Genomic DNA, 21444 nt, shown 5'->3' on the forward strand with positions numbered 1-21444 from the left:
CAGCGTCAGCCGCACCCGTTGCCAGGCCTTACGCTCCGCGATGTCGGCGTCCTCACCGATACCCGAGTAGCTGCCGCCCACATCATGTCTGAAGCACCGGCCGTCCTACTCCTGCAAGCGAAGTGGCATCGTCCTGTCCGTCCGGCTCACACCCCCATGCTGCCGTCGGCAAACGAGCCGTCCAGTGGCCGAGGACGTTGCCGTCAAGGGCAACGAAAAGCGCCCCGGAACAACAAGGCTCCGGGGCGTTTCTGCAGTTCAAGGAGTGTGGTCAGGGGCGGGGTCGAACCGCCGACCTTCCGCTTTCCAGGCGTGACGATCGCCCTGCTCACCCACTGCGGCCTGGGAGTAGAAGGATGCCGGCGGCGCCTCATGTACGGCTGTGGTCGGTGGACGTTGCCGTCAGCGTTGCCGTCGACGACATCGGATTCACCGGCGAATAGGCCGTTCGTAATGATGTAGCACGTCGAGACACGGAAGGCTACATTGAATGCATGAAGACGATTACCCAGCGCGAGTTCCGCAACAACTCCGCAGCCGTCATGGACGCGGTGGAGGCGGGCGAGGTCTACCACATCACCCGCAATGGCATCGAGGTCGCCGAATTGCGGCCCCTGGCCCGCAGACGGCGCCTGACCGCGGAGGAACTGGTCGCCCGCCATCGCCGGCTACCGCGTGTGGACTATGAGCACATGCGTCAGGAAGCCGACGAGTTCTTCGGCACGGAAGATCGCGTCGGCGACGGCAACGATCCCTGGGAGCGCAACCATGCCTGACCGTGACGAGTCCGGGGTGCTCGACACCTGCACTTACATCGATCTGGATCTGATCGACCCAGCGCGGTTGCCGACCATCCCGGAGATTACCGCGATCACCCTCGCTGAACTCCACCAAGGCGTCGCCATGGCCAAAAGCGCTGGAACCAGAGCCGCACGCATGGAGAAACTAGGGGCAGCTGTCACCGACTTCGAACCGCTGCCCTTCGACGGCGACGCTGCCACCCGCTACGGGACCCTGGTGGCCCTCACGATCGCCGCCGATCGCGACCCACGCCCTCGCAGAATGGATCTGATGATCGCAGCGGTGGCATCCACTCGAGGCCTGCCGCTCTACACGCGCAACGACGCCGACTTTAAGGGGCTCGAAGGCATCGTGACCGTAGTGTCCGTGTGACGATTCCGCAGAGCGCACCAAGGGCCTGGAATCGCCATCGTCGTCAAGCACAACGAAGAACGCCCCGGCCGTGATCGGCTCGGGGCGTTTGTGCTGCTCAGCTGCTGTGGTCAGGGGCGGGGTCGAACCGCCGACCTTCCGCTTTTCAGGCGGACGCTCGTACCAACTGAGCTACCTGACCTCGGTGGTGGATCGAACACCTACCAGAGCGGTCCTGACGGGACTTGAACCCGCGACCTCCACCTTGACAGGGTGGCGAGCACTCCAACTGCTCTACAGGACCTTGCTTTGGTCGGAAGTTTTCACTTCCGTCCTTCTTGCCTTGCTAGGTTACCAGTTCTTCGGAGGTCCGCGACCTGCCGTTTCCCTGGCGAGCCTTCGCTCGACCGTGCCCCCAACGGGATTCGAACCCGTGTCGCCGCCTTGAAAGGGCGGTGTCCTAGGCCACTAGACGATGGGGGCTCGGAATTCACATTCCGTTCCGTTGCCGTCTTCCGCTGGAGACCTCTGAAGCATAGGGGACTTTTGCCCCGATGCCAAAGCGGCTTCCCGGCTTAAGGCGACGTGGTGCCGCTGAGCGAACCCGTCGGAGACGGGACACTTGTCGGCCCAGGAGAAATTGTACGGCCAGGGTCGGTCTCAACGTGACGTTCGATCTGAACCGACTGCTCGCCGAGGCCTCCCAAAGTGATGTCGTCCCAGGCCCGGAGGCGATGCGTCTTCCGGTCGAAGTACAGAACCGAGGCCGCGACGGGGGTGGGTTCGTCGTGTTCCAGGGCACGCAGGCCGGCGCCGCCGGTGGAGCCCTGGACGAGGAGACGGGTCCCCGAGGGGAGCAGTTCGGTGGATCGCGCGTGGGTGTGGCCCGAGAGGATCATCGGCGCCGTGCCGGAGAACTCCCTGGCGATCGACGGATCATGCACCGCCACCAGGTCGACCGGCTTGAACGCCTGACCGAGCCGCATTGCGTGGGCGCGTCCCAGAGCCGTGAGGGATGCGGGGTCGGAGTCGACGTCCACGGTCTTGTCGGGGGTGAACCGGGGGTCGCCCAGTCCGTAGATGCGTAGCCCCGCCACCGACTTGACGGAGTCGTCGAGGACGACCGCGTTCTTCTGCTTGTCCACGGCTCGCTGGGTGGCCTTGGAGTCGTGGTTGCCCCTGACGAAGACGTACGGCACGTCAAAGCTGCCGATCTCCTCGACGAACCTGTCCTCGGGTCCGGTCCCGTGGTCGGTCAGGTCGCCGGTGTCCACGATCGCGTCGACCTTGAACTGCTTGGTTACCGAGTGCATGAGGTTCCACGCTATGGGGCTGAGATGGATGTCGGAGACGTGAAGCACCCGGATCGACTCGGGATCGGAGTCGTAGACCGGCAGGGCCGAGACCGCGTCGTAGAGCTGGGAGACGTTGTTGACCAGCTTGGCGAGCTGGGCCCGGTAGGACTCGAACCTGGTCACGATCGACTCGGCGTCACCCACCAGGGACGGCGCCCCGGCCAGCAGACCGGTGTATTTCGGCTCCACCACCGCGTTGGGCCGGAAGGTCAGGAGGGCGGCCGCGCCCGTACCGGCGATCATGACCGTGGCGCTCAGCAGGCCCGCCAGGGCAGGTCCGGGACGGCGGAAGACGATCAGCGAGGTGAGGAGAGCCCCGGCCAGACCGCAGAGAGCGGCGCGCAGGACCAGCGTTCTGACCCCTTCGCGCAGCTCCTTCTCCAGCAGCGCGGGGAGCTGGTCGGAGAAGCGGGGGTCCTCCAGCAGCACACCGGCCCGGGCGGTGTTGATGTTCTCAAGGGTGATGCGCAGGCCGATCGGGGCGTTGTGCGTGTCGAACAGGAGCGTGCCCAGCGGGTGGGCGTCCACGACGGTCTCCCCCGACCAGGAGGGCTCGGCAGACATGCCGACCTCCACGGGGCCGACGTTGGCGTGCACCGCACCGCCGAGGGCGATGCCCAGCCAGGCTCCGCCCGCGGCGACGATCACGACTGTCAGTGCACGTACGGCGCGCCCCGTCGCGAAGCGACGGAGCCTCTGGGTCCAGGGCGTGATGTCCATGCGGCTTTCCCCTTACCCGAAAACACGGGGCACAATGACAGGTGTGATCGAGGTCTCGAGAGAGAAGTTCGAAGAGCTCGTGGCCGACGCACTGGACACGATCCCTCCCAAGCTGACGAGAGTCATGGACAACGTGGTCGTGGTGGTGGTGGACGACCCACCGGAGCCGAACCTGCTGGGGCTTTACACCGGGATCCCACTTACCGAGCGGGGTGACTGGTACGCAGGAGTGTTACCCGACCGGATCGAGATCTACCGCAACCCGATCTGTTCGATATGCGAAACCGAAGATGAGGTGGTGCAAGAGGTGCGGATAACGGTTGTCCACGAGATCGCCCACCATTTCGGCATCGACGACGACAAGCTGCACGCTCTCGGCTGGTAGTCAAAGCCGCATTACATACCGGCCTTTCGGATGCCCGATATTTACTGATTTAAAATTACAGCTTGCATGAGTTTGATTGCTTTCAGTTGCGCGCCGGCAATTCTACGGGCACCGTAGGTTACGCATCGAACACCGACAGTCAATGCTCCTGCGAGCCCAGCGGAGTCCTATGGCGGCCACCAGGTCCGGCCGGCTACCCGGGCGGCACCGCCGCCCGACCGAACGCCAAGCCACTTATGGCGAGGTCATCGCCATCAGGGAGTTTCGCGCGCTCTGGATCGGCCAGGCACTCTCCCTCCTCGGCGATCAGCTCTCGCGGGTGGCGCTCTCCGTGCTCGTGTTCGAACGGACGGAATCGCCACTGGCCACCGCGTCGGTCTACGCGTTGACCTATCTGCCGCCGATCATCGGCGGCCCGCTGCTCGCGGGTCTCGCGGACCGCTACGCCCGGCGGTACATCATGATCGTATGTGACCTGATCCGGGCCGGTCTGGTCGCGCTCATGGCCATCCCCGGCACCTCGTTCACCGTGCTGTGCGTGCTGGTCTTCTGGGTGGTGCTGCTCAGCGCCCCGTTCTCGGCCGCCAGGGCCGCGCTGCTCCCCGAGCTCCTCGAAGGCGACCGCTATGTCGCGGGCTCAGCCCTGCAGAACATGACCAACCAGGGTGCACAGATGCTGGGCTTCGCCCTCGGCGGCGCCTTGATCATGGCGATGGGACCATACCGCGCGCTGGCACTGGACGCCTCCACGTTCCTCGCCTCCGCGCTCATCCTGGTCTCGGGAGTACGGCGGCGCCCCGCTCCTCTCGGCGCCGGCGGCGATCGGCCCTCCATGTGGGCCATGACCCGGGCCGGAGCCAGACTCGTCTTCGGCGATCCACGGCTGCGTACGCTGGTGCTGTTCGCCTGGCTGTGCGGGTTCTACGTGCTTCCCGAGGGGATCGCCACCCCCTACGCCGCAACTCTGACCGACGACCCGCAGCAGATCTCGTTCGTCGCCGGTCTGCTGATGGGGGCGATGCCGACCGGAACGGTCATCGGCGCGTTCCTGTTCAGCCGGTACGTCACGCCGTCAAAACGGCTCCGCGCGATGGGCGCGATGGCGATGCTGACCTGTGCGCCGCTGATCCTGTGCGCGATGGAACCGCCGCTCACCGTGGTGCTCGCCCTGTGGTTCGTCTCGGGCATCGGTGGCGCCTACCAGCTCGCGGCGAATGCCGCGTTCGTGCAGTGTGTGCCCCCAGAGCGGCGGGGCCTGGCCTTCGGGCTCGTGCAGTCGGGCCTGCTGGCCTCTCAGGGCATCGGCATCCTCATCGGCGGGGCCGTCGCCGACGAGATCGGCCCCGCACATGTGGTGGCACTGGCCGGCGCGGCGGGACTGTGCGTCGCGGCCGCGCTGGCCATGATCTGGATCGGGTCCTGCAAGGAGATCATCGAGAAGGTCCGCGCTGAGGTGACTGCCTGAGTCACGCCTGGGGCTTCGAATCACCGTCGTGTTGGGGCGCCGTGTTCTGCGGGGCCGGGGTCGCGGGGTACGGCTGCGCGGGGTCCTGATGGGTCGGATACTGCGGTTCCGGGTTCTGGTAGGCGGGGTACGGCTGCGCGGGGTCCTGATGGGTCGGATACTGCGGGGCCCGGTCCTGGTGGGTGGCCTTGCTCCAGCTCTGTTCGGCCTTGGCCCAGCCCTGCTCGGCCTTGGACCTCGCGTCCTGCCAGACCGGGTTGTCCTTGTTCTTGTCGACCAGGTCCTGGACGATCGAACTGTTCTTGCCCTCGTCGGGCAGGAGCAGCCAGCCGATCGCGTAGATCCCCACCCCGAGGCCACCGAAGAAGCTGGCGATGGCGAGGGCCACACGGATGATGTTGGGGTCGATTCCGGTGTAGCGTCCGAGACCGGAGGCCACCCCCGCAATGATGCGCCCGTCCCTGGTCCTGCGGAGCTGCTTGACACCCGAGAAGTCGTTTTCGTTCATGCCTTAAGACTGCCCGCTGAGGAGCCTCGATTACATCGGGATTCTCCCTGGCAGCACCCTGACATCCCTCCCCGGAACACCGGCAATACCCTGACAGGGGCCGACGAGAGAGGAACATCCCATGGACGACCTTCTGCGCATCGACGACGGACTCTCCGAGGAACAACGTCTCATCCGCGACACCGTGAAGAAGTGCGTGACAGACAGAGTCCTTCCCCACGTGGGCGACTGGTTCGAGGAGGCCGTCTTCCCCGCCCGTGAACTCGCCCCGGTCCTCGGCTCACTCGGCGTGCTGGGCATGCACCTTGAGGGGTACGGCTGCGCGGGGCTGGACGCCGTCTCCTACGGCGTCGCCTGCCGGGAGCTGGAGGCGGGGGATTCGGGCCTGCGGTCGTTCGTCTCCGTACAGGGCTCACTGGCCATGTTCCCGATCTGGAAGTACGGCTCCGCCGAGCAGAAGGAGGAGTGGCTGCCCCGAATGGCCGCGGGGGAGGCCATCGGCTGCTTCGGTCTCACCGAGCCCGACCACGGCTCCGACCCCGCCAATATGCGCACCAACGCCAAACAGGACTCCTCCGGCGACTGGATCCTCAACGGCGCCAAAATGTGGATCACCAACGGCTCCATCGCCGACGTCGCGGTGGTCTGGGCCCAGACCGAGGACGGCATCCGCGGCTTCGTGGTCCCCTCCGACACGCCCGGCTTCTCAGCGCCGGAGATCCACAAGAAGTTGTCCCTGCGGGCTTCGGTGACCTCGTCTCTGTACTTCGACAACGTCCGTCTTCCCGCGTCAGCCGTACTGCCCGGGGTCCGTGGTCTGAAAGGTCCGCTGTCGTGCCTGTCCGAGGCCCGTTACGGCATCCTGTGGGGCGTCGTGGGCGCGGCTCGCGCCTGCCTGGAGTCGGCCGTCGACTACTCCAAGACACGCGTGCAGTTCGACAGGCCCATCGGAGGCTTCCAGCTCACCCAGGAGAAGCTCGCCTGGATGTATGTGGGCGTGGGCCAGTCTCAGCTCACCGCGCTTCACCTGGGCCGTCTGAAGGACGCCGGCGCCCTCACCCCTCAGCAGGTCAGTTTCGGCAAGCTCGCCAACGTCCGCGCCGCTCTGGACATCGCCCGCCAGGCGCGCTCGATCCTCGGCGGTAACGGCATCACGCTGGAGTATCCAGTGATCCGGCACATGAACAACCTGGAGAGTGTCCTGACGTACGAGGGCACCGAGGAAATCCATGTCCTCACCCTGGGCAGGGCGCTCACCGGCCTGGACGCCTTCCACTGACACCGTCCTCACATGGCGCCGGCCCTGCACCGGACAGGGCTTTCCGCCGAGACGGATCTCGGGCGAGGCGTCCACCAGATGCGGACGCCTCGCCCGTGGCTTCCGGGCCTACCGCTGCCGGGCCTGCCTCTGCGGCAGGCCGCTGGGACGCCAGTCGGGGGCCTGGGCCGCTCTGTCGAGCTCGCTCTGCCAGGAGAGGCCGCGGCTCAGGTAGAAGCGGAGCAGATCGGCGGTGGCGTGGGCGTCGGGCAGCGCGGCATGGGCGTTCGAGAGCGAGATGCCAGCACGCTCGCAGCAGGCGCCGAGGGTCCACTTCCCGCCGGGGACGAAGTCGGGCGCGAGCCGCTGTGTGCACAAGGTCTCGGTCAGCCAGTGGCTGCCCGGGAGGACTTTGAGGAAACGCAGGTCGAAGGAGATGTTGTGGGCTACCAGGACCCGCCCGGCGATGCGCTGCCACACCTCGTCCAGCACCTCCTCGATCACCGGCGCGCCCGCGACCATCTCCTGGGTGATGCCGTGGACATGCACCGCCCCGGTGGCCCGGCGGGGGTTGATCAGCGAGTGCCACTCGTCGACGGTCGAACCGTCGGCGTCCAGGGAGACGAGCGCGATCTCACAGATCTGGTCCCCCTTGGCAGGTGAGAAGCCCGTGGTCTCCACGTCGACCACGACATACCCCTGCCGCGCGGCCACACGGGCACCGCCCGCGGGCTCGAATCCCGAGCTCGTCATATGGCCACTGTATGAGAGCCGGCTCCCGCCCTGACTGTCATCGGGCAAACAGGTGATCGCCCGCAGGCCTGGCAACGGGCGTTAGTGGACACTATCCTCGGTACGCTGTCTTCAGCGGGGCGTTAGCTCAATGGTTAGAGCTGCGGACTTTTAATCCGTAGGTTCTGGGTTCGAGTCCCAGGCGCCCTACCAGCAAAAACGGTGGTCATCGACCTTGCCCGAAAGGGCGATGACAGCCACCTTTGACAGCCAAGAGGCCGGACCCCACCAGGAGTCCGGCCATTCGTGCGTTCTCTGATCATCCGAACAGCTTCTTGGCGACCGCATCGACGGCCGCTCGTTCGATGTCCGGGAGCACGTGCGTGTACGTGTTCATGGTCAGCCCGATCTGACTGTGACCTAACGTCTTCATCACGGTCCGAGGTGAGGCCCCGGAGGCGAGCAGGAACGAGGCGCAGGCATGGCGGAGATCATGAAGCCTCAGCCAGTCGAGCCCCGCTCTCTTCCGGGTGGCCCGCCACCGGGTGCTGAGGTTGCCCGGTTCGATGGGCGTTCCGATCGTGGAGGGGAAGACGAGCCCGAGGTTCTGCCACCGCTTGCCCGCGGCGAGCTGTTCGGCCGCCTGAGCCCGCTTGTGCTTGCGGAGCGCCGCCAAGGTCGGTTCCGACGCGGGGACGACTCGGCGAGACCGGTCCGTCTTGGGGTCGACGAATTGAAGGGAGCCGTCCGCCCGCTGGAGCGTCTGCCGTACGGCGAGCAGTCCGTTGGCGAAATCGATGTCCTCCCAGCGGAGCCCGAGCAGTTCCCCACACCGCAGGCCAAGCGTCAACGCGCAGATCCAGAAGGCTTCGAGCCGATCGTCTTTGATCACGGCGAGCAGCCGCTTGGTCTCCTCGATCGTGAGCACTTTGGCCTCCTCCCTGCACTCGGCCGATGGCATGCTCGCGCCGATCTCCTACGAACAGGTCTCGGCACGTTCGGTAACAGAGGCGGCATGAGCCGCCGCGATTTCCCGATCAAGAACCCCGCGCGGGCCGGGGATGCGCCGCGCAGCCTAGAGGTTGGCGCCCAGGACGGCGAAGCTGCCGTCGCGGCTGTAGCGGGCGAAGGCGACCAGCATGGTGGGCAGGGAGACGAGCAGAGACAGGCTGCCGGCGGTCTTGATGTCGACGGAGTAGAACAGCACGATCGTGGGGATCAGCAGTTCGCCGCTGGCGATGCCCATGATCGCGGCCACCACGCCGATGCCGAACCCGGCCGCGACCCCGGCGACGGCTTGCGCCGGACCGGGCAGGGCCAGCGTAGGAGACCTCAGCGACCGCCCTGCCGACAGTTCACAACGATGGAGTCAATCGTCTGTAGAAAGGGGCGTGGGCCTGCGCAGCAGCCACTGCCCGAACGTCCGACGCGGGGGCCGCACCACCACGCGGCCGTGGACCTTCTGACCGACCAGCTCCACTCGCAGAGTGACCGGCGTGTCAGGATTCGTTGGAGTCTGACGGTACTTGACCCTGCTGTGTACCAGCTGCAGACCATCAGTATCGACCACGATGCCTGGCCTCGTGACCAGCGTCAGGGTCTTCCCCGTCATGCCCACGTCGATCCGCAAGGTGTCGTGCGTGATCACTGCGTCAGTGAAGTCAAGCGTCACCCCGCAGTACGTCACCGCGAGCTCCAGTCTCCGCGGCACCACCCAGCGCCCCACGCGCTTGACCGCGCCGCTGTGGACCTGTTCGATCCGAACTATGTCCTTGACCTCTGCTCCAGTCGCGCCGACCGTAGCCGATACGGGCGGCAGGTCAGCGGTGAGCGCGGTCAGTTCGCTCAGAGTCCGCGCCGACAGGGCAGCTTCCAGGCGCTCGTCCAACTCGTCCGCGGTCAGCAGGCCGTCCCCCGCCGCGATACGCAGCACATCCACCACCCGGTCCCGGTCCGCATGAGAGGCTCGCAGTTCGGGCGACGAGCCGGATCCGGAGCGCTTTCCGGTGGGCGAAATCTCTCCCGACATGCTTCCATCCTGGTCCTGTCGAACCTCTCCGCGCGACGCAGGCAACGGCGCGAGTAGAAGACTAACGCTATATCGCGACATGGATCCCGGCGGGGCCTAAGGATTCCCGGGAGATCCGCCAGGCGCTTCTCGTAGCCGATGGTTTTACAGGACGTGACCGTTCCTGCTGAGATATGGCCTCTCACCTGTGGCGTAACCATGTCTCCCCGCCGCGAGTTCCATGATCATTGCGCGGATGTTGCGCGACGAGTCGATCATGGCTTGTTCAGCGCGAACGCACAGGGACCCTGGGATGCTCGGATACGCGGTTCGACGGCGGACGGTTGATCAGGTTCTTACCTGAGCCCCCTTGCGGACGAGCTGTCGTAATGAGATGCGCCAGCTTCCTTCGACGGACAGCATGGCAAGATGCCGGATCTGCTGTGGAACGAGGTCAGGAGCTTCTTCGATCCTGATCTGATGGAGGGACTGCCGGATGTGGAGTTGGCCCGGTTTGGTGGACACCTGATTTCTGGGGAACCCTGGTTCCTCAAAGAAGGAGTTCACCAAACCGGGCCAACTCCAGTTAGTTCAGATGGAACTGATCGGGACGGGCAAGATCAGAGCTGCTAACACGATTTGGAAGCCTTGGCTGTACAGCCATAAATACAGCCAAGAGAACGAACGACGCCAGAACTCAGCGAACGCCCACGGACACCGCGCCCGCAGGCCAGAGCCTCAGGCCTCGATCGAACCGACTTCTTTTAATCCGTAGGTTCTGGGTTCGAGTCCCAGGCGCCCTACCACTCGCGAGCAGGAACGTAGGCCCTGACCTGGGCCTACGTTCCTGGCGATCTTTCTCCGCCTATGCAGCCGGATGCTGTCAGATGCAGCCGCCTGCCAGTGGTCCCGGAATATACGCGGAATGGGATCACGCGCGTTTGCCCAGGTCGCCGCAGGAGTTTCGGAAGCTTCCGGGACGATTCCGAGGGTGTGGGAGCCGACACGACGAAGGACCCCGAGGGCTACCCGAGGTCCTGTCTGTTCTGTTGTCAGGGATGTCACGTCGTGAGCGCTTCCAAGATCCGCTTGTTCGCCACCTCGTGCTGCCCGTCGATGCACTTGGCATAGACCTTGAGCAGCACGTCCACCCCGTGCCCCGCCCGCTCTGCCACCTCTGGCGCGTGGACTCCGGCGTTGAGCCAGAGGGAGACCGCCGCGTGTCGCAGGTCGTACGGCCTGCGCGCCAGCGGTGAGGCGACCTGGTCGGGGGTGAAGGCGTATGCGGTGCAGCGTTACCAAGTCGAGGCTGCTCGAACGGTCTGGCGTATTACTGACTGTGGCCCCAGTGCTCGCCGTTACGAGGGGTGCGTCAGATCCAGCGCCCCGACCGTCTGGCCCCCACTCTTTTCACCTGTGAGCTGGAACCCGAGCTTCCGGTAGAAGCCCTCGGGCCCGCCCTCTCCCGGCTCCCACGTGACATACATCCGCGTGCCGCGGCGCCGCCTGATTTCGGCGGCCACTGATTCGACGGCGAGGCCGCGCCACTGCTCTCGCGCTTCTTCTGCATCATTCACCGCATCGACGATGACCATCTGCCCGAGCGCGAGAACCTCGGAGGCCAGCGCCTCCACATCGAGCTGGGGGAACTCACCATCGAGATCGAACACCATGCTCAACGTGAAGATCTCTGAAGCGCGCCGATCCGCGGGGACCGTATCCGTCCGTCGGATCCAGCCGGTCCCCGCCCGGGCCGGGCTACCCGCAGGAGACCGGACCCGGACGGATTCGCGCGGGCCGGGGGCTCTGATCAGCCGCAGTGCTCAAGAGGCGAAGTGTACTGCGCGCTGCCGTAATCGCCGCCCCACTGGATGCACTTCCCTGCGGCGGAGATCTTCACCGGGCCGGCGTAAGTCGAGAAGTTACCGGGGTCGGTGACATATGCTCCGCGTTCGCGCCTGATCACGGCGTTGACGCGGGTGCTGTTCGGACTGTCCTTCCAGGTGACCACGCAGTTGGTGCTGCCGTTGTACAGCAGGTAGACGGTGGCCTTGCCCAGATCGTGCTGGTCGATCACATGGTAGGAGCCGCCGCCACACGCCGCGATCGGCGATGATGCCGCCATCGCCGGGCTGCTGGTGGCGAAGGTTCCGGCTATCGCGGCCGCAGTGGCGAGTGTGAGCGCGGCTCCCTGCTTGAATTTGCGCACAGAAATTCTCCTGACTAGTAATCGTCTAGTAGGGCCAAATCTTCTGCAGCCGCTCAAACCTGCTGCCCAGGAGGCATCGATATACGGATGCCTCCTCGGTGTAGCCATGACAACGAGACGACCGGGCGGGCCAGACCCGTGGCAGAGGTCGTCGAGTTCCATGATCTCCGGGCGGCCGCAGTCGATCACCTGCATGTACGTTATACATAACCGTTAGGCATGCGTCAAGGTTACGTAAATTCCGGCTGTCATTTACGGCCCTGCCGGCGCAAAGCGCCTGTGTATGCGGATGGGCACCGCTGGTCCCCGCTGCTTGGCATGGAGAGGTGCCGTTCTCCCGCGGTCCCGTCTCTCCGGTCGCGATCGTGTCTCTCGCAGCGTCGATCGTCGAGGTGAGGCCCGACTCTCGGATGCTGAGCGGGCCGGAACGCCGGCCGCACCACGACAGACCTCACGGCCGTGCGAGCGGCCACCGGAGCGAGGCTGCAGAGAGCCGTCACCGCGTGATGGAGTCTCCACGCTTCCAGGGGACGCTTCCTGCTGCTATTCCTCGTCTAAAGGCCTGCAGCTGGGGCCCCAGAGCTACTCGACGCCCGTAGTCCTCGCGCCGACGCTGGCTGCGATGACGTGGGCGACCTGTTCCGGCGAGGTCTCAGTCGTGTCGACGACCTCCGCTTCGCGGCGCAACCAGGGCAGAGCCGCGTGATAGTCCGGAATATGGTCAAGCCGCCACTGCCGGGCTCCAGACTCGATCGTGTCCGTCTCGATCCGATGGATGAGCGTGTCCTGGTCGGTATGGAGCACGAAGTGATGGACGGGGATGGAGGCCTTTTCGAGCCCGGCATGGATCTCCGCCCAGTACTGCTCGTCAAGGACCGTTTGCGGGACGACGAGAGCACCACCGACATAATCGAGCAATTGCGAAGCCGTCTCCACGACCAGGCCGCGCCATGGCCGCCAATCTTGGAAATTGCCGACCTGCGGCAGGTCCGTGACATGCCGCAACATGAAGCCGACCTTTTCGGGATCGAAAAGCCGTGCTTCTGGAATCAGCTTGAGAAGCTCTCTGGTAGTGGTCGTCTTACCTGCGCCGAAAGTCCCGTTCAGCCAGATGATCATGAAGCTGAGTGTATACGCGCAGATGTGATCGCACATATGAATCGACCTCAACCAGCCGCCCAGAGGCTTGACCGTACGGCCACGACTACGGCCACGAGGGCGAACGGCGGCGGAACTCTACGGACGTCCAAACGTCATCCCGGATATCCCAGGCGAGTTCGGATTCGGCGTTGAAGCCCACGCAGCTCACGGCGGAACCGCCCTGATCGGATCAACCGATCATCTCGCTCCCTACCGGTGACGGAACCGCGCCTCACGAAGAGCCGGAACATGCACGGAACCATCTCGACCGGCTTGATCGACGGGACGGAAGAGCCGAGGATCACCCGTCTACTGCGCCTCGTCAGCCGCCGATGACCGCCCGGTCATTCCGCGGGGCATCAGCAGGAAGACCTTGGGCGACAGCCGGTCCATGTCCCCGCCCCTGCCGAACACCAGGCCGGCGGCGAAGTCCACGAACTGCTTGGCCTCGCTGTCCGGCAGCTTGGTGAGGTCCATCACCACGGGGTGCCCGTACGGAAGAAATGCCCCACGTAGAGTGCCTCGTTGCAGTCCCGGGGACACAGCGTGTTGATCATTGCATCACTCTCCACCTCCCACGACGGCCGTCAAGCCGTCTTCCGTATTGATGATGCGACACCCGCCCGCCGCTGACGCCGGTGTCATCGCACGGCGCCGGCGCGGCCGACGGTGTCCTTGACGATACGACCGCCTGCGACGACGAGCGGGGGATCCAGCAGCGCGTCGACGCCGGAACGCGGGTCGGCGTCGACCGCGATCAGATCGGCCAGGTAGCCGGGTCTGATCGCACCCGCCTCCGTCAGTCCCGCTGCTCGCATCCCGGCCTCCGTGGCCGCTGCCAGCGCCTGCCGTACGGACAGGCCCGAGGCGACGAGGCCGTGCAGCCCGTCGACGACCCCGCCGACGTGCGGGTGCCGGGGGATGCCCGAGTCGGTCCCGGCGAGGATCGGCACCCCTGCGGCGTGGAGCCGGGTGACCCAGCCGCCCCTGACGTCGAGGGAGATGGGATGGGCGTGCGCGCCGGCGAGCCCCAGCGTCGGGCAGACCCCGGTCCCGGCGCTCACCAGGTCGCGGACCACGGCCGCGTCATAGCCGTCTCCGCCCTCCGGCGAGATGAACGTCGCGTGCTCGACCGAGTCGACCCCCGCGGCGGCCGCCGCCCGGACGCCCACCGTCGACAGGGCGTGCGCGGCGACGGTGGCCCCAAGCCGGTGTGCCTCGTCGACGATCGCCGCCAGGGCCGCCTCGGACACCTCGAACCGCAATGGATCCGTGCCCGGGGTCATCCGCCCGCCGGTCACCATGACCTTGACGAGATCCGCCCCGGCCTCGATCTCCTCCCGCACGGCGGCTCGGGCCTGTTCGGGCCCGTCGATCTCGTTGCCCATGAACCAGCAGTGCCCGTTCGGCCGGGTCAGGGGCCGGCCGGCGACCATCAGGCGCGGGCCCGGCGTCGTCCCGTTCCGGATCTCGTCGCGGATCCGCGCGGAGAGTCCGCGCGGCGCGCCGAGATCCCTGGCGAAGGTCACTCCGCTCTCCACCAGCTGCCGCGCCGAGAGCCGCATCCCGTCCAGCTGCGCCTGCTCGTCCCTGGCGAGCATGCTCGCCACCGGATCGGCTCCCGCGTCGAAGGCCAGGTGCACGTGCGCGTCCATCAGCCCGGGGAACAGGACGCGCCCCCCGAGGTCCACGACCGCCGCCTGCTCGTGGGGCGGCGCGCCGGCGGCCGGCCCGACCCAGGAGATCCGGTCGTCCTCGACGAGGACGGTCGCGTCGTCGACGGCACTGCCGGCGAGCACGTCCGTGATCACGGTGGCCGCCCTGAACGCGATCATCATGTGGTCTCCCGCTCCCCATCGATGCCGCCTTCGCGGTATCCCAAGCTCTGTGACACGGCCGTGGCGGTGTCCTGGACCGCGGCGGAGACACTGGCCAGCCGCCGCTCGTCCACCGCCCGGTCCCGCATCGTCACGCAGACGCAGTACCTCACCGAGCCCTCGGTGTCCCAGACCGGAGCCGACACTCCGACGGTGTGCGGTGTGATCTCCCCGTTGCTGACCCAGACTCCCTCGGTTCTGATCCTGGCGAGCAGGTCGCGGATGACCTCCGGGTCGGTCGGCGTCCGGTCGGTGTAGCGCGGCAGCGGCGCGGCGAGAACCTCTTGGAGGAAGCGCTCGTCCTGGAACGCCAGCAGGGTCTTCCCCGCCCCGGCGTTCAGGCCGATGGTGTCACCGATCTCCACGGTGACCGCGGTCTCCGCGTTGATGTCCAGTCGCTCGACACAGACGTAGCGGTGGCCTCGGAGCGTGTAGAAGAGCACGACCTCGCCCGTCTGCTCGGCCAGGCGGATCAGGTGCCGCCGGGCGGCCGTCCGCGGTGCCCGCCGCCCGGCCGCCCGGCCGAGCGCCACCGCGGCCGGGCCCAGGGAGTAGGAACCGCGTGCTTCGGCCTGCTCCAGGAACTGGCGTACCTCAAGGGATCGGACGATCCGGTGAGTCACCGCCTTGTGCATGCCCAGGTGCTTGGCCAGATCGGAGACGCGCCACTCGGCCTGCCCCACGAAGGCCTCCAGCACGGTCAGCACCCGGTCCACGCCCTGCAACGATGCGGGCTTGACGGGTCCCTCTGTCATGTCTTCCTCCAACCGCGGGTCAACTCCGAGGATCATCGCGTCCATTCTCGATCACTGCCATGGGCTCCCGGGCTCGTTCATCGGAGCCCGCCTACGAGCGAGCCGACGTGCTCGATCTCCGACTCCGTGTTGTAGTAGTGCGCCGATGCCCGGACGACACTGGCCAGCCCCCGCGAAGGCAGGTCCCACTGCGAGGACGTGGACTTGGAGACGCTCACATTGACCCCGTTGCCGGCGAGAACGCGCTTCACGTCATCGGGCGCGAAACCTTCGACGGTGAACGACACGATCCCGCACCGGCTCCGGCCGAGGTCGTGGATCCGCACCCCCTTGATGCCGGTGAGCGTCCGGCGCAGCAGGTCTCCCAGCGCGAGGATGCGGGCCTCGATCGCGTCCATCCCCAGGTCCAGGGCGTAGTCCACGGCCGCTCCCAGGCCGACGACCGCCGCGAAGTTCTTCTCCCACGTCTCGTAGCGGCGGGCGTCAGGGCTCATCTCATACTCGGTGGGTGACGTCCACACCGCGGAACCGTTGTCCAGTACGGCCGGCTCGAACGTGTCCATGGCGTTCTCGCGCACGTACAGGAAGCCCGTTCCGCGCGGCCCCCGCAGGTACTTGCGGCCGGTGCCGGTCAGCACGTCGCACCTGAGTTCGGTGACGTCCAGGTCCAGCTGCCCCACGGACTGGCAGGCGTCCAGCAGGAAGGGCACCCCGGCGGCCTCGGCCAGCGCGCCGACCTCCGCCGCCGGATTGATCAGACCGCCCTGGGTCGGGATGTGCGTCATCGACACGAGCTTGACGCGGCCGTCGTCAAGCTTCTTCTCGAGCAGGTCGAGGTCGACCTGCCCGCTGGGATCGTCGTCGATGACGCTGACGTCGACGCCGAGGCGCTTCGCCTGCTGCAGATAGGCGATGGCGTTGCTTCCGTACTCCGACCGGCAGGTGAGGATCCGGTCCCCCGGAGCGAGCCGCATGCCGTAGAACACCATGTCCCAGGCGCGCGTCGCGTTGTCGGCCAACGCGATCTCTGACGGCCTGGCACCGATCAGGGAGGCGAGCGAGGTGTAGGTCGCCGCGATCTGTTCGGCTCGGTCTCTCTGGGTCTCGTACCCACCCCGCGACGCCTCGTTCCGCAGGTAGTCCATCGTCGTGTCGACGACGGCCGCGGGGGGCAGGGCGCAGCCGGCGTTGTTCAGATGGACCAGGCTCTGGCAACCCGGGGTCTCATCGCGCACACGCACGACGTCGATGCCGTTGTTCACTGTTTCGTCAGCCTCGCTTCAGGAAGTCTCGCGCCCGCGCCGTCTGCGGATTGGCGAGCACGGTGTCCGGATGGCCTTCCTCGACGATGACGCCGTCATCCATGAAGCACACGTGATCACCGACGTCACGGGCGAAGCCCATCTCATGCGTGACGACGATCATCGTCATCCCCTCGGCGGCGAGGTCGCGCATGACCGACAGCACCTCGTTCACGAGTTCGGGGTCCAGTGCCGATGTCGGCTCGTCGAAGAGCATGACCTTGGGCTTCATCGCCAGGGCCCGGGCGATGGCGACGCGTTGCTGCTGCCCGCCCGACAGCTCGTTGGGGTAGTGGTCGCTGCGCTCGGTCAGGCCCACCCGGTCCAGCAGTTGCATGGCCAGGTCGCGGGTCTGCGCCTTCTGGGAGCGGTTGACGCGGAGCGGCCCGGACATGACGTTCTCCAACGCGGTCATGTGCGGGAAGAGGTTGAAGCGCTGGAAGACCATGCCGATCTGGCGTCGCTGGTCGGCGATCTCCTTCTCCGGCAGCGGGATCACGTGGTCTCCGTCGATCCGCAGGCCGATCAGCTCGCCGTCGACCCAGACCTCGCCCTCGTCCGCGGGCTGCAGCCCGTTGATGCAGCGGAGCAGGGTGGACTTCCCCGAGCCCGACGGGCCGATGAGGCAGCTGACCGAGCCCTTGGACACCGAGTAGTCGACTCCCTTGAGGACGTGTACGGAGTCGAACCGCTTGTGTATCCCACTCAGGACGATCATCGGAGTCTCCACTAGACCTCCTTCGGCGCGACGGCGTCGCTCGTCTCGGTCCTGACCTCCGGGCGCGACCTCGGCGCGTAGCCCTTCGAATACCTGCGTTCCAGGAGCGCCTGGAAGTAGCTGAGAAGTGAGGTCAGGAGGAGGTACCAGAAGGCGGCGACGATGAGCAGCGGGATCGTCTGGTAGTTCAGCGCGTAGACGACCTGGGCGCTGTGCAGGAGATCGGCCAGGCCGATGACGCTGACCAGCGCGGTGTTCTTGAACGTGGTCACCAACTGGTTGGCGGTCGGCGGGATGATGGTGCGTACGGCCTGCGGCATGATGATCCGGAAGACCTTGTTCGGCCGCATGCCGAGTGCCTGAGCCGCCTCGTACTGACCGCGGTCGACCCCCAGCAGGCCACCGCGCACGATCTCGGCCATGTACGCGCCTTCGTTCAGCGACAGCGCCAGCACCGCGGCGGTCCACGGCGTGACGAGGGCGTTGGCGTCGAAGCCCACCAGCGTCGGGCCGAACGGCACGGCCAGCTCGATCTGCGGGAAGAGGGCCGCGATGTTGAACCAGAAGATGACCTGGATCAGCAGGGGCGTGCCGCGGAAGAACCAGATGTAGGCCCACGCGCCCCGGGCCACGAACTCGTTCGCGGACGTCCGCATGATCGCCAGGATGACTCCCAGCACGGACCCGACGACCATGACGACCGCGGTCAGTTCCAGCGTCAGCAGGAGCCCTTTGAGGATGACGGCGCTGAGGAGATACCGCCCCACGACCGGCCAGCCGAAGTTGGGGTTGGTCAACGCCACGTCGGCCAGCGACAGTATCAGGAAGAGGATCACGGCGATGGCGACGTACCGCCACGGACTTTTCCTGGGATTGCGACGGGTCCGCTGACGGGACCCCGCGGTGGTGCTCACGGGCTCGGTCACCTCAGCCCTTGAGCCGGCCCAGCTCGTCGGCCGGGAGCGCGTAGCCGGCCATCCCCCACTTCTCATAGATCTTCTGGTACTCGGGGAGCCCGTGGAGGACCTCCATCGCCTTGACGAGCAGCGGTGTCAGCTCGGAACCCTTGACGACGGCCATCCCGCCGGTCGAGGTCAGGCTGGACTCGTCCTGCAGCACCTCGAACTTGGTGTTCTGTGTCTTCTGCGCATAACCCAGCACCGGGCCGTCGGCCATGGCCGCGTCGACGCGGCCGCTCGACATGGCCAGCAGCACCTGGCTCTGGTCCGGCAGTTCCACGGCCTTGATGGCCGGTTTGCCCTTGCTCGTGCACGTCTCCTCGCTGAGCTTCGGCAGCCGGGTCGTGGCCTGGAAGGACCCGACGGCGACGCCCACCTGGAGACCGCAGAGCGCCTTGGAGCTGAGGCCCTTCGGGTTGCCCGTGGGAACGGCGACCGCAGAGCCGCCCTTGGTGAAGGCCACCATGTCGAGGACCTGGAGCCGTTCCGGGCTCGGCGACATGGACGCCAGTGCCATGTCGTACTTCTTCGACTGCAGTCCGGGGATGATGCCGTCGAGCGGGATGGACACGAGCGTGGGCTCGACCCCCATGGTCCTGGCGAGCGCGCGCCCGATGTCGGCGTTCAGTCCCATGCTCGTCTTTCCGTCCGGCGAGATGAAGGACGTCGGCGGGGCGCCCGCGGTGACGACGATTGTGATCTTCTTCGACTCCTTCATCCCGGCGGGAAGCAGGGCTTCGACCTCCGGGTCCGGCTGGATCTGCGTGAAGGCGTCGGCCTGTCCGACGTCCGCTCCGCCGGTCTTCGCCTGATCGCCTTGAGGGGCGTCGGTGGGCGTCGAACAGCTGACGAGCGTGACCGCGGACACCAACGTCGCCGCTACGACCTGAACCCTTTTCACGGGCGTTCACATCCCTCAAGACAGTCTCTCCAGGAGAGACAACGTATCGCGGAAAGAGACGCTAATGGAGCCGATCCGGCACGGTCAAGGGATGACCAAGGACTGAGAAGCCGCTACGTCTCCGCCGAGGCGTTTCCGACCTGCGGCGCTACCGGGCCGTCGCACTCGGCGAGAGCACTGGGAGCCCGTGGGGGCCGACGGGAGGCACCCACACCATCTCCGCCAAGACCCTGGCCGGCACGCTCCAGGAGTCCGGCGGCATGCGCGTCAACTCCAAGCTCTGACACCGGCGCCGGAAGGTGTCTGAGGAACCACCAGGTCGCGCCTGCTGCTGGGATTTTCCCCCAGTTTCACGGGACGATCCCAGCAGACCCTGAAAAAGGCCTGGTCACCGTACGGTTTACCCGTCCCCCGGACGGCCGGACAACAGTGGCCCTGACGACCCGGCCCCCGGCTCCGCACGTTCACAAGCGGAGCCGGCCGGCCTGGCCTCCGGCACTCGCGGAGCAGGGCGGGGGTGTCTCACTTCAGGGTGTGCTTGCACATGTTCTCGCCGGCGTCATTGGTGGCGACCTCCTTGCCGTCGACGAGGATGCGGCACCTGGCCGGTCTGAGCATGCCCTTGGCGTCGCGGACCGCGCCGGGGATGACGGAGACCAGATAGCCGACCTTCTGCTCGGCCTCGGTCAGCTCGATCGTCACGGTCTTCTTCCACGGGAGGGTGACGTCGGACTCGGTGCCGTCGGTGTCGGCGGCGTAGACGATCGGCTGGAAGACCTTGCCCTTGCCGTTCACCTCCAGGGTGACCTCGCGGGTCTCCGTCTGGGGCGCCGGGGCCTGCGTGGACGGCCGGCTCGACGCGGGGGGAGCGGCCGGGGGCGACGCGGAGGCCGTCTCGTCGGCGCCGCCGCAGGCGGCAACGGTCAGCGCGACCGCCGCGAGCAGTCCGGGCAATCGTCCGTTCACCATCGACGTGACCATGACGGACAAGGTTACCGGTGCCCATGAGCAGTCGTCTGACGTGACCTCTTCAGGCCCGCTTGTGGACGATGCGGTCGTGCACGACCGCGTAGGTGTCGCGCAGCGCCGCCATCGACTCGTCGTAGGAGGCCTGGGCCACGCCCGTGAACAGGCAGTCGACGACCATGAGCTGGGCGATGCGACTGCCGAGCGCGCCCGAGCGGAACTGGGTCTCCCGCGCCGCCGTCGTGAGGGTCACGTCGGCCGTGGCCGCGAGCGGCGACTCGCGGAAGTTCGTGATGGCGACCGTCGCGGCGCCGGACTTGCGGGCGATCGCCAGGAACTCGACCGTGTCGACGGTCGCGCCCGTGTGCGAGACGGCGACGGCCACGCATGTGTCGTCGAGTGTGGCCGCGGAGGTCCAGGCCGAGTGCGAGTCGTGCCAGTTGATCGCGGTACGGCCGATGCGTGACAGCTTCTGCTGGAAGTCGAGCCCGACGAGGGCGCTCGCGCCCACTCCGAAGCTGTCGATACGGCGGGCCGACAGCACCAGCTCCACGGCCCGGCCGAGGGCCTCCGTGTCCAGCGCGCGTGCCGTGTCCGCGATGGAGAGCGTCTCGTTCATCGCCACCTTGGACACGATCTCTTCCAGGCTGTCGTGGCGGTCGATGTCGCCGGACACCTCGGGGAGATTCGACTTCGTGAGCTCCTCCCGCGCCACCTCTCTGGCCAGGTCGATCCTGAAGTCCTTGAAGTGGGCGTAGCCCATGCGCTGGTAGAAGCGGACCACGGAGGTGGTCGAGGTTTCGCAGCGGGCCGCGAGCTCGGCGATCGAGAGGTTGGCGGCGCCCGCCGGGTCGTCGATGACCAGTTCCGCGATGCGTCTCTCCGACGGCCGCAGGGTGGGCATGGCCGCTCGTATGCGTATCAGCACGGTGCGGGAGCCTTCAGCCATCTTTATCCACTCGTTTGGACCTGATGAGGAAAATTAGTACGTAGATGGTATGGTCTGCGTAATTTTATGACCTACGGCCCCGAGGA

23 protein-coding genes, 5 tRNA genes and 1 pseudogene are annotated in these 21444 nt (G+C 66.6%); 6 read left to right on the forward strand and 23 right to left on the reverse strand.

Annotated features, from left to right (window positions below; genetic code table 11):
• Window positions 1–268 precede the first annotated feature (268 nt).
• Window positions 269–336: transfer RNA gene (locus tag FHR32_RS11965), tRNA-Ser, on the reverse strand.
• 158 nt (window positions 337–494) lie between these two features.
• On the opposite strand from FHR32_RS11965, the gene FHR32_RS11970 reads away from it, so the two are divergent.
• Together FHR32_RS11970 and FHR32_RS11975 are read left to right on the forward strand one after the other, a co-directional pair.
• Complete coding sequence (locus FHR32_RS11970) at window positions 495–776, forward strand: type II toxin-antitoxin system Phd/YefM family antitoxin (RefSeq protein WP_184754380.1); 282 nt, start codon at window positions 495–497, stop codon at window positions 774–776.
• On the forward strand, window positions 769–1173 hold the full coding sequence (locus FHR32_RS11975) for a type II toxin-antitoxin system VapC family toxin (protein WP_184754381.1): 405 nt from the start codon (window positions 769–771) through the stop codon (window positions 1171–1173). The genes FHR32_RS11970 and FHR32_RS11975 overlap by 8 nt, the downstream gene beginning before the upstream one ends.
• A gap of 107 nt (window positions 1174–1280) precedes the next feature.
• On the opposite strand, the gene FHR32_RS11980 is transcribed toward FHR32_RS11975, so the two are convergent.
• The 4 genes from FHR32_RS11980 to FHR32_RS11995 all read right to left on the reverse strand — a co-directional run bounded on the left by FHR32_RS11980 (window position 1281) and on the right by FHR32_RS11995 (window position 3227).
• Window positions 1281–1354, reverse strand: a tRNA-Phe gene (locus tag FHR32_RS11980).
• Window positions 1355–1382: 28 nt separating this feature from the next.
• Window positions 1383–1456 (reverse strand) — tRNA-Asp (locus tag FHR32_RS11985).
• 106 nt (window positions 1457–1562) lie between these two features.
• A tRNA-Glu gene (locus tag FHR32_RS11990) sits at window positions 1563–1635 on the reverse strand.
• Window positions 1636–1727: 92 nt separating this feature from the next.
• On the reverse strand, window positions 1728–3227 hold the full coding sequence (locus tag FHR32_RS11995; RefSeq protein ID WP_184754382.1) for a metallophosphoesterase family protein: 1500 nt from the start codon (window positions 3225–3227) through the stop codon (window positions 1728–1730).
• Between the two features lie 34 nt (window positions 3228–3261).
• On the opposite strand from FHR32_RS11995, the gene FHR32_RS12000 reads away from it, so the two are divergent.
• Complete coding sequence (locus tag FHR32_RS12000; RefSeq protein WP_221465370.1) at window positions 3262–3612, forward strand: metallopeptidase family protein; 351 nt, start codon at window positions 3262–3264, stop codon at window positions 3610–3612.
• Window positions 3613–3781: 169 nt separating this feature from the next.
• Complete coding sequence (locus FHR32_RS12005) at window positions 3782–5077, forward strand: MFS transporter (protein WP_184754384.1); 1296 nt, start codon at window positions 3782–3784, stop codon at window positions 5075–5077.
• 1 nt (window position 5078) lies between these two features.
• Here the strand turns inward: FHR32_RS12005 and FHR32_RS12010 are convergent, their stop codons facing one another.
• Window positions 5079–5585 carry a PspC domain-containing protein gene (locus FHR32_RS12010; protein WP_184754385.1) on the reverse strand — a complete coding sequence of 169 codons (507 nt, stop codon included), beginning with the start codon at window positions 5583–5585 and terminating at the stop codon, window positions 5079–5081.
• Between the two features lie 121 nt (window positions 5586–5706).
• Here FHR32_RS12010 and FHR32_RS12015 point away from each other — a divergent pair, with 121 nt between their 5' ends.
• Window positions 5707–6864: an acyl-CoA dehydrogenase family protein gene (locus FHR32_RS12015; protein ID WP_184754386.1), complete on the forward strand. Its 1158-nt coding sequence runs from the start codon at window positions 5707–5709 to the stop codon at window positions 6862–6864.
• 108 nt (window positions 6865–6972) lie between these two features.
• Here the strand turns inward: FHR32_RS12015 and FHR32_RS12020 are convergent, their stop codons facing one another.
• Window positions 6973–7596 (reverse strand): 3'-5' exonuclease, encoded by a 624-nt coding sequence (locus FHR32_RS12020; protein ID WP_184754387.1) that lies wholly within the window; start codon window positions 7594–7596, stop codon window positions 6973–6975.
• 116 nt (window positions 7597–7712) lie between these two features.
• On the opposite strand from FHR32_RS12020, the gene FHR32_RS12025 reads away from it, so the two are divergent.
• Window positions 7713–7788: transfer RNA gene (locus FHR32_RS12025), tRNA-Lys, on the forward strand.
• A gap of 106 nt (window positions 7789–7894) precedes the next feature.
• Here the strand turns inward: FHR32_RS12025 and FHR32_RS12030 are convergent.
• From FHR32_RS12030 to FHR32_RS12105, 16 genes and pseudogenes are all read right to left on the reverse strand, one after another.
• On the reverse strand, window positions 7895–8503 hold the full coding sequence (locus FHR32_RS12030; RefSeq protein WP_184754388.1) for a site-specific integrase: 609 nt from the start codon (window positions 8501–8503) through the stop codon (window positions 7895–7897).
• Window positions 8504–8650: 147 nt separating this feature from the next.
• Complete coding sequence (locus FHR32_RS12035) at window positions 8651–8929, reverse strand: TSUP family transporter (RefSeq protein ID WP_312882651.1); 279 nt, start codon at window positions 8927–8929, stop codon at window positions 8651–8653.
• A gap of 15 nt (window positions 8930–8944) precedes the next feature.
• The gene (locus tag FHR32_RS12040) at window positions 8945–9604 is read right to left on the reverse strand and encodes a DUF1707 SHOCT-like domain-containing protein (protein ID WP_184754389.1); all 660 of its coding nucleotides are present in this window, start codon (window positions 9602–9604) and stop codon (window positions 8945–8947) included.
• Between the two features lie 1040 nt (window positions 9605–10644).
• Window positions 10645–10863: pseudogene (locus FHR32_RS12045) on the reverse strand (tyrosine-type recombinase/integrase); the annotation flags it as partial.
• Window positions 10864–10941: 78 nt separating this feature from the next.
• A complete protein-coding gene (locus FHR32_RS42930) occupies window positions 10942–11262 on the reverse strand; it encodes a P-loop nucleotide/nucleoside kinase family protein (protein ID WP_221465371.1) in 321 nt (106 codons plus the stop codon).
• Window positions 11263–11393: 131 nt separating this feature from the next.
• The gene (locus FHR32_RS12055) at window positions 11394–11792 is read right to left on the reverse strand and encodes a hypothetical protein (RefSeq protein ID WP_184754390.1); all 399 of its coding nucleotides are present in this window, start codon (window positions 11790–11792) and stop codon (window positions 11394–11396) included.
• Window positions 11793–12374: 582 nt separating this feature from the next.
• A complete protein-coding gene (locus FHR32_RS12060) occupies window positions 12375–12911 on the reverse strand; it encodes an AAA family ATPase (RefSeq protein WP_184754391.1) in 537 nt (178 codons plus the stop codon).
• 330 nt (window positions 12912–13241) lie between these two features.
• Window positions 13242–13475: a cell division protein SepF gene (gene sepF / locus FHR32_RS12065; RefSeq protein ID WP_312882281.1), complete on the reverse strand. Its 234-nt coding sequence runs from the start codon at window positions 13473–13475 to the stop codon at window positions 13242–13244.
• Window positions 13476–13573: 98 nt separating this feature from the next.
• The gene (locus tag FHR32_RS12070) at window positions 13574–14770 is read right to left on the reverse strand and encodes an amidohydrolase family protein (RefSeq protein WP_184754393.1); all 1197 of its coding nucleotides are present in this window, start codon (window positions 14768–14770) and stop codon (window positions 13574–13576) included.
• The gene (locus FHR32_RS12075; protein WP_184754394.1) at window positions 14767–15564 is read right to left on the reverse strand and encodes an IclR family transcriptional regulator; all 798 of its coding nucleotides are present in this window, start codon (window positions 15562–15564) and stop codon (window positions 14767–14769) included. The genes FHR32_RS12070 and FHR32_RS12075 overlap by 4 nt, the downstream gene beginning before the upstream one ends.
• Window positions 15565–15641: 77 nt before the next feature.
• On the reverse strand, window positions 15642–16826 hold the full coding sequence (locus tag FHR32_RS12080) for an aminotransferase class V-fold PLP-dependent enzyme (RefSeq protein WP_184754395.1): 1185 nt from the start codon (window positions 16824–16826) through the stop codon (window positions 15642–15644).
• 7 nt (window positions 16827–16833) lie between these two features.
• Window positions 16834–17583 (reverse strand): amino acid ABC transporter ATP-binding protein, encoded by a 750-nt coding sequence (locus FHR32_RS12085; RefSeq protein WP_184754396.1) that lies wholly within the window; start codon window positions 17581–17583, stop codon window positions 16834–16836.
• A gap of 11 nt (window positions 17584–17594) precedes the next feature.
• Window positions 17595–18497 (reverse strand): amino acid ABC transporter permease, encoded by a 903-nt coding sequence (locus FHR32_RS12090; RefSeq protein WP_312882282.1) that lies wholly within the window; start codon window positions 18495–18497, stop codon window positions 17595–17597.
• Between the two features lie 13 nt (window positions 18498–18510).
• Window positions 18511–19443, reverse strand: a complete 933-nt coding sequence (locus FHR32_RS12095; protein WP_184754398.1) for a transporter substrate-binding domain-containing protein — start codon at window positions 19441–19443, stop codon at window positions 18511–18513.
• Window positions 19444–19965: 522 nt separating this feature from the next.
• A complete protein-coding gene (locus FHR32_RS12100; RefSeq protein ID WP_184754399.1) occupies window positions 19966–20412 on the reverse strand; it encodes a hypothetical protein in 447 nt (148 codons plus the stop codon).
• A 61-nt stretch (window positions 20413–20473) separates the two neighbouring features.
• Complete coding sequence (locus FHR32_RS12105; RefSeq protein ID WP_184754400.1) at window positions 20474–21358, reverse strand: MurR/RpiR family transcriptional regulator; 885 nt, start codon at window positions 21356–21358, stop codon at window positions 20474–20476.
• Window positions 21359–21444: the final 86 nt, after the last annotated feature.

This window comes from Streptosporangium album, assembly GCF_014203795.1.
In the GTDB taxonomy this organism is placed as follows: Bacteria; Actinomycetota; Actinomycetes; order Streptosporangiales; family Streptosporangiaceae; genus Streptosporangium; species Streptosporangium album.

What these genes read in the sequence shown, in the direction of transcription:
- FHR32_RS11970 (WP_184754380.1), top strand. Translation starts at nt 495, where the DNA reads ATGAAGACGATTACCCAGCGCGAGTTCCGCAACAACTCCGCAGCCGTC.
- FHR32_RS11975 (WP_184754381.1), top strand. Translation starts at nt 769, where the DNA reads ATGCCTGACCGTGACGAGTCCGGGGTGCTCGACACCTGCACTTACATC.
- FHR32_RS11995 (WP_184754382.1), bottom strand. Translation starts at nt 3,227, where the DNA reads ATGGACATCACGCCCTGGACCCAGAGGCTCCGTCGCTTCGCGACGGGG.
- FHR32_RS12000 (WP_221465370.1), top strand. Translation starts at nt 3,262, where the DNA reads ATGACAGGTGTGATCGAGGTCTCGAGAGAGAAGTTCGAAGAGCTCGTG.
- FHR32_RS12005 (WP_184754384.1), top strand. Translation starts at nt 3,782, where the DNA reads ATGGCGGCCACCAGGTCCGGCCGGCTACCCGGGCGGCACCGCCGCCCG.
- FHR32_RS12010 (WP_184754385.1), bottom strand. Translation starts at nt 5,585, where the DNA reads ATGAACGAAAACGACTTCTCGGGTGTCAAGCAGCTCCGCAGGACCAGG.
- FHR32_RS12015 (WP_184754386.1), top strand. Translation starts at nt 5,707, where the DNA reads ATGGACGACCTTCTGCGCATCGACGACGGACTCTCCGAGGAACAACGT.
- FHR32_RS12020 (WP_184754387.1), bottom strand. Translation starts at nt 7,596, where the DNA reads ATGACGAGCTCGGGATTCGAGCCCGCGGGCGGTGCCCGTGTGGCCGCG.
- FHR32_RS12040 (WP_184754389.1), bottom strand. Translation starts at nt 9,604, where the DNA reads ATGTCGGGAGAGATTTCGCCCACCGGAAAGCGCTCCGGATCCGGCTCG.
- FHR32_RS12060 (WP_184754391.1), bottom strand. Translation starts at nt 12,911, where the DNA reads ATGATCATCTGGCTGAACGGGACTTTCGGCGCAGGTAAGACGACCACT.
- FHR32_RS12070 (WP_184754393.1), bottom strand. Translation starts at nt 14,770, where the DNA reads ATGATGATCGCGTTCAGGGCGGCCACCGTGATCACGGACGTGCTCGCC.
- FHR32_RS12075 (WP_184754394.1), bottom strand. Translation starts at nt 15,564, where the DNA reads ATGACAGAGGGACCCGTCAAGCCCGCATCGTTGCAGGGCGTGGACCGG.
- FHR32_RS12085 (WP_184754396.1), bottom strand. Translation starts at nt 17,583, where the DNA reads ATGATCGTCCTGAGTGGGATACACAAGCGGTTCGACTCCGTACACGTC.
- FHR32_RS12100 (WP_184754399.1), bottom strand. Translation starts at nt 20,412, where the DNA reads ATGGTGAACGGACGATTGCCCGGACTGCTCGCGGCGGTCGCGCTGACC.
- FHR32_RS12105 (WP_184754400.1), bottom strand. Translation starts at nt 21,358, where the DNA reads ATGGCTGAAGGCTCCCGCACCGTGCTGATACGCATACGAGCGGCCATG.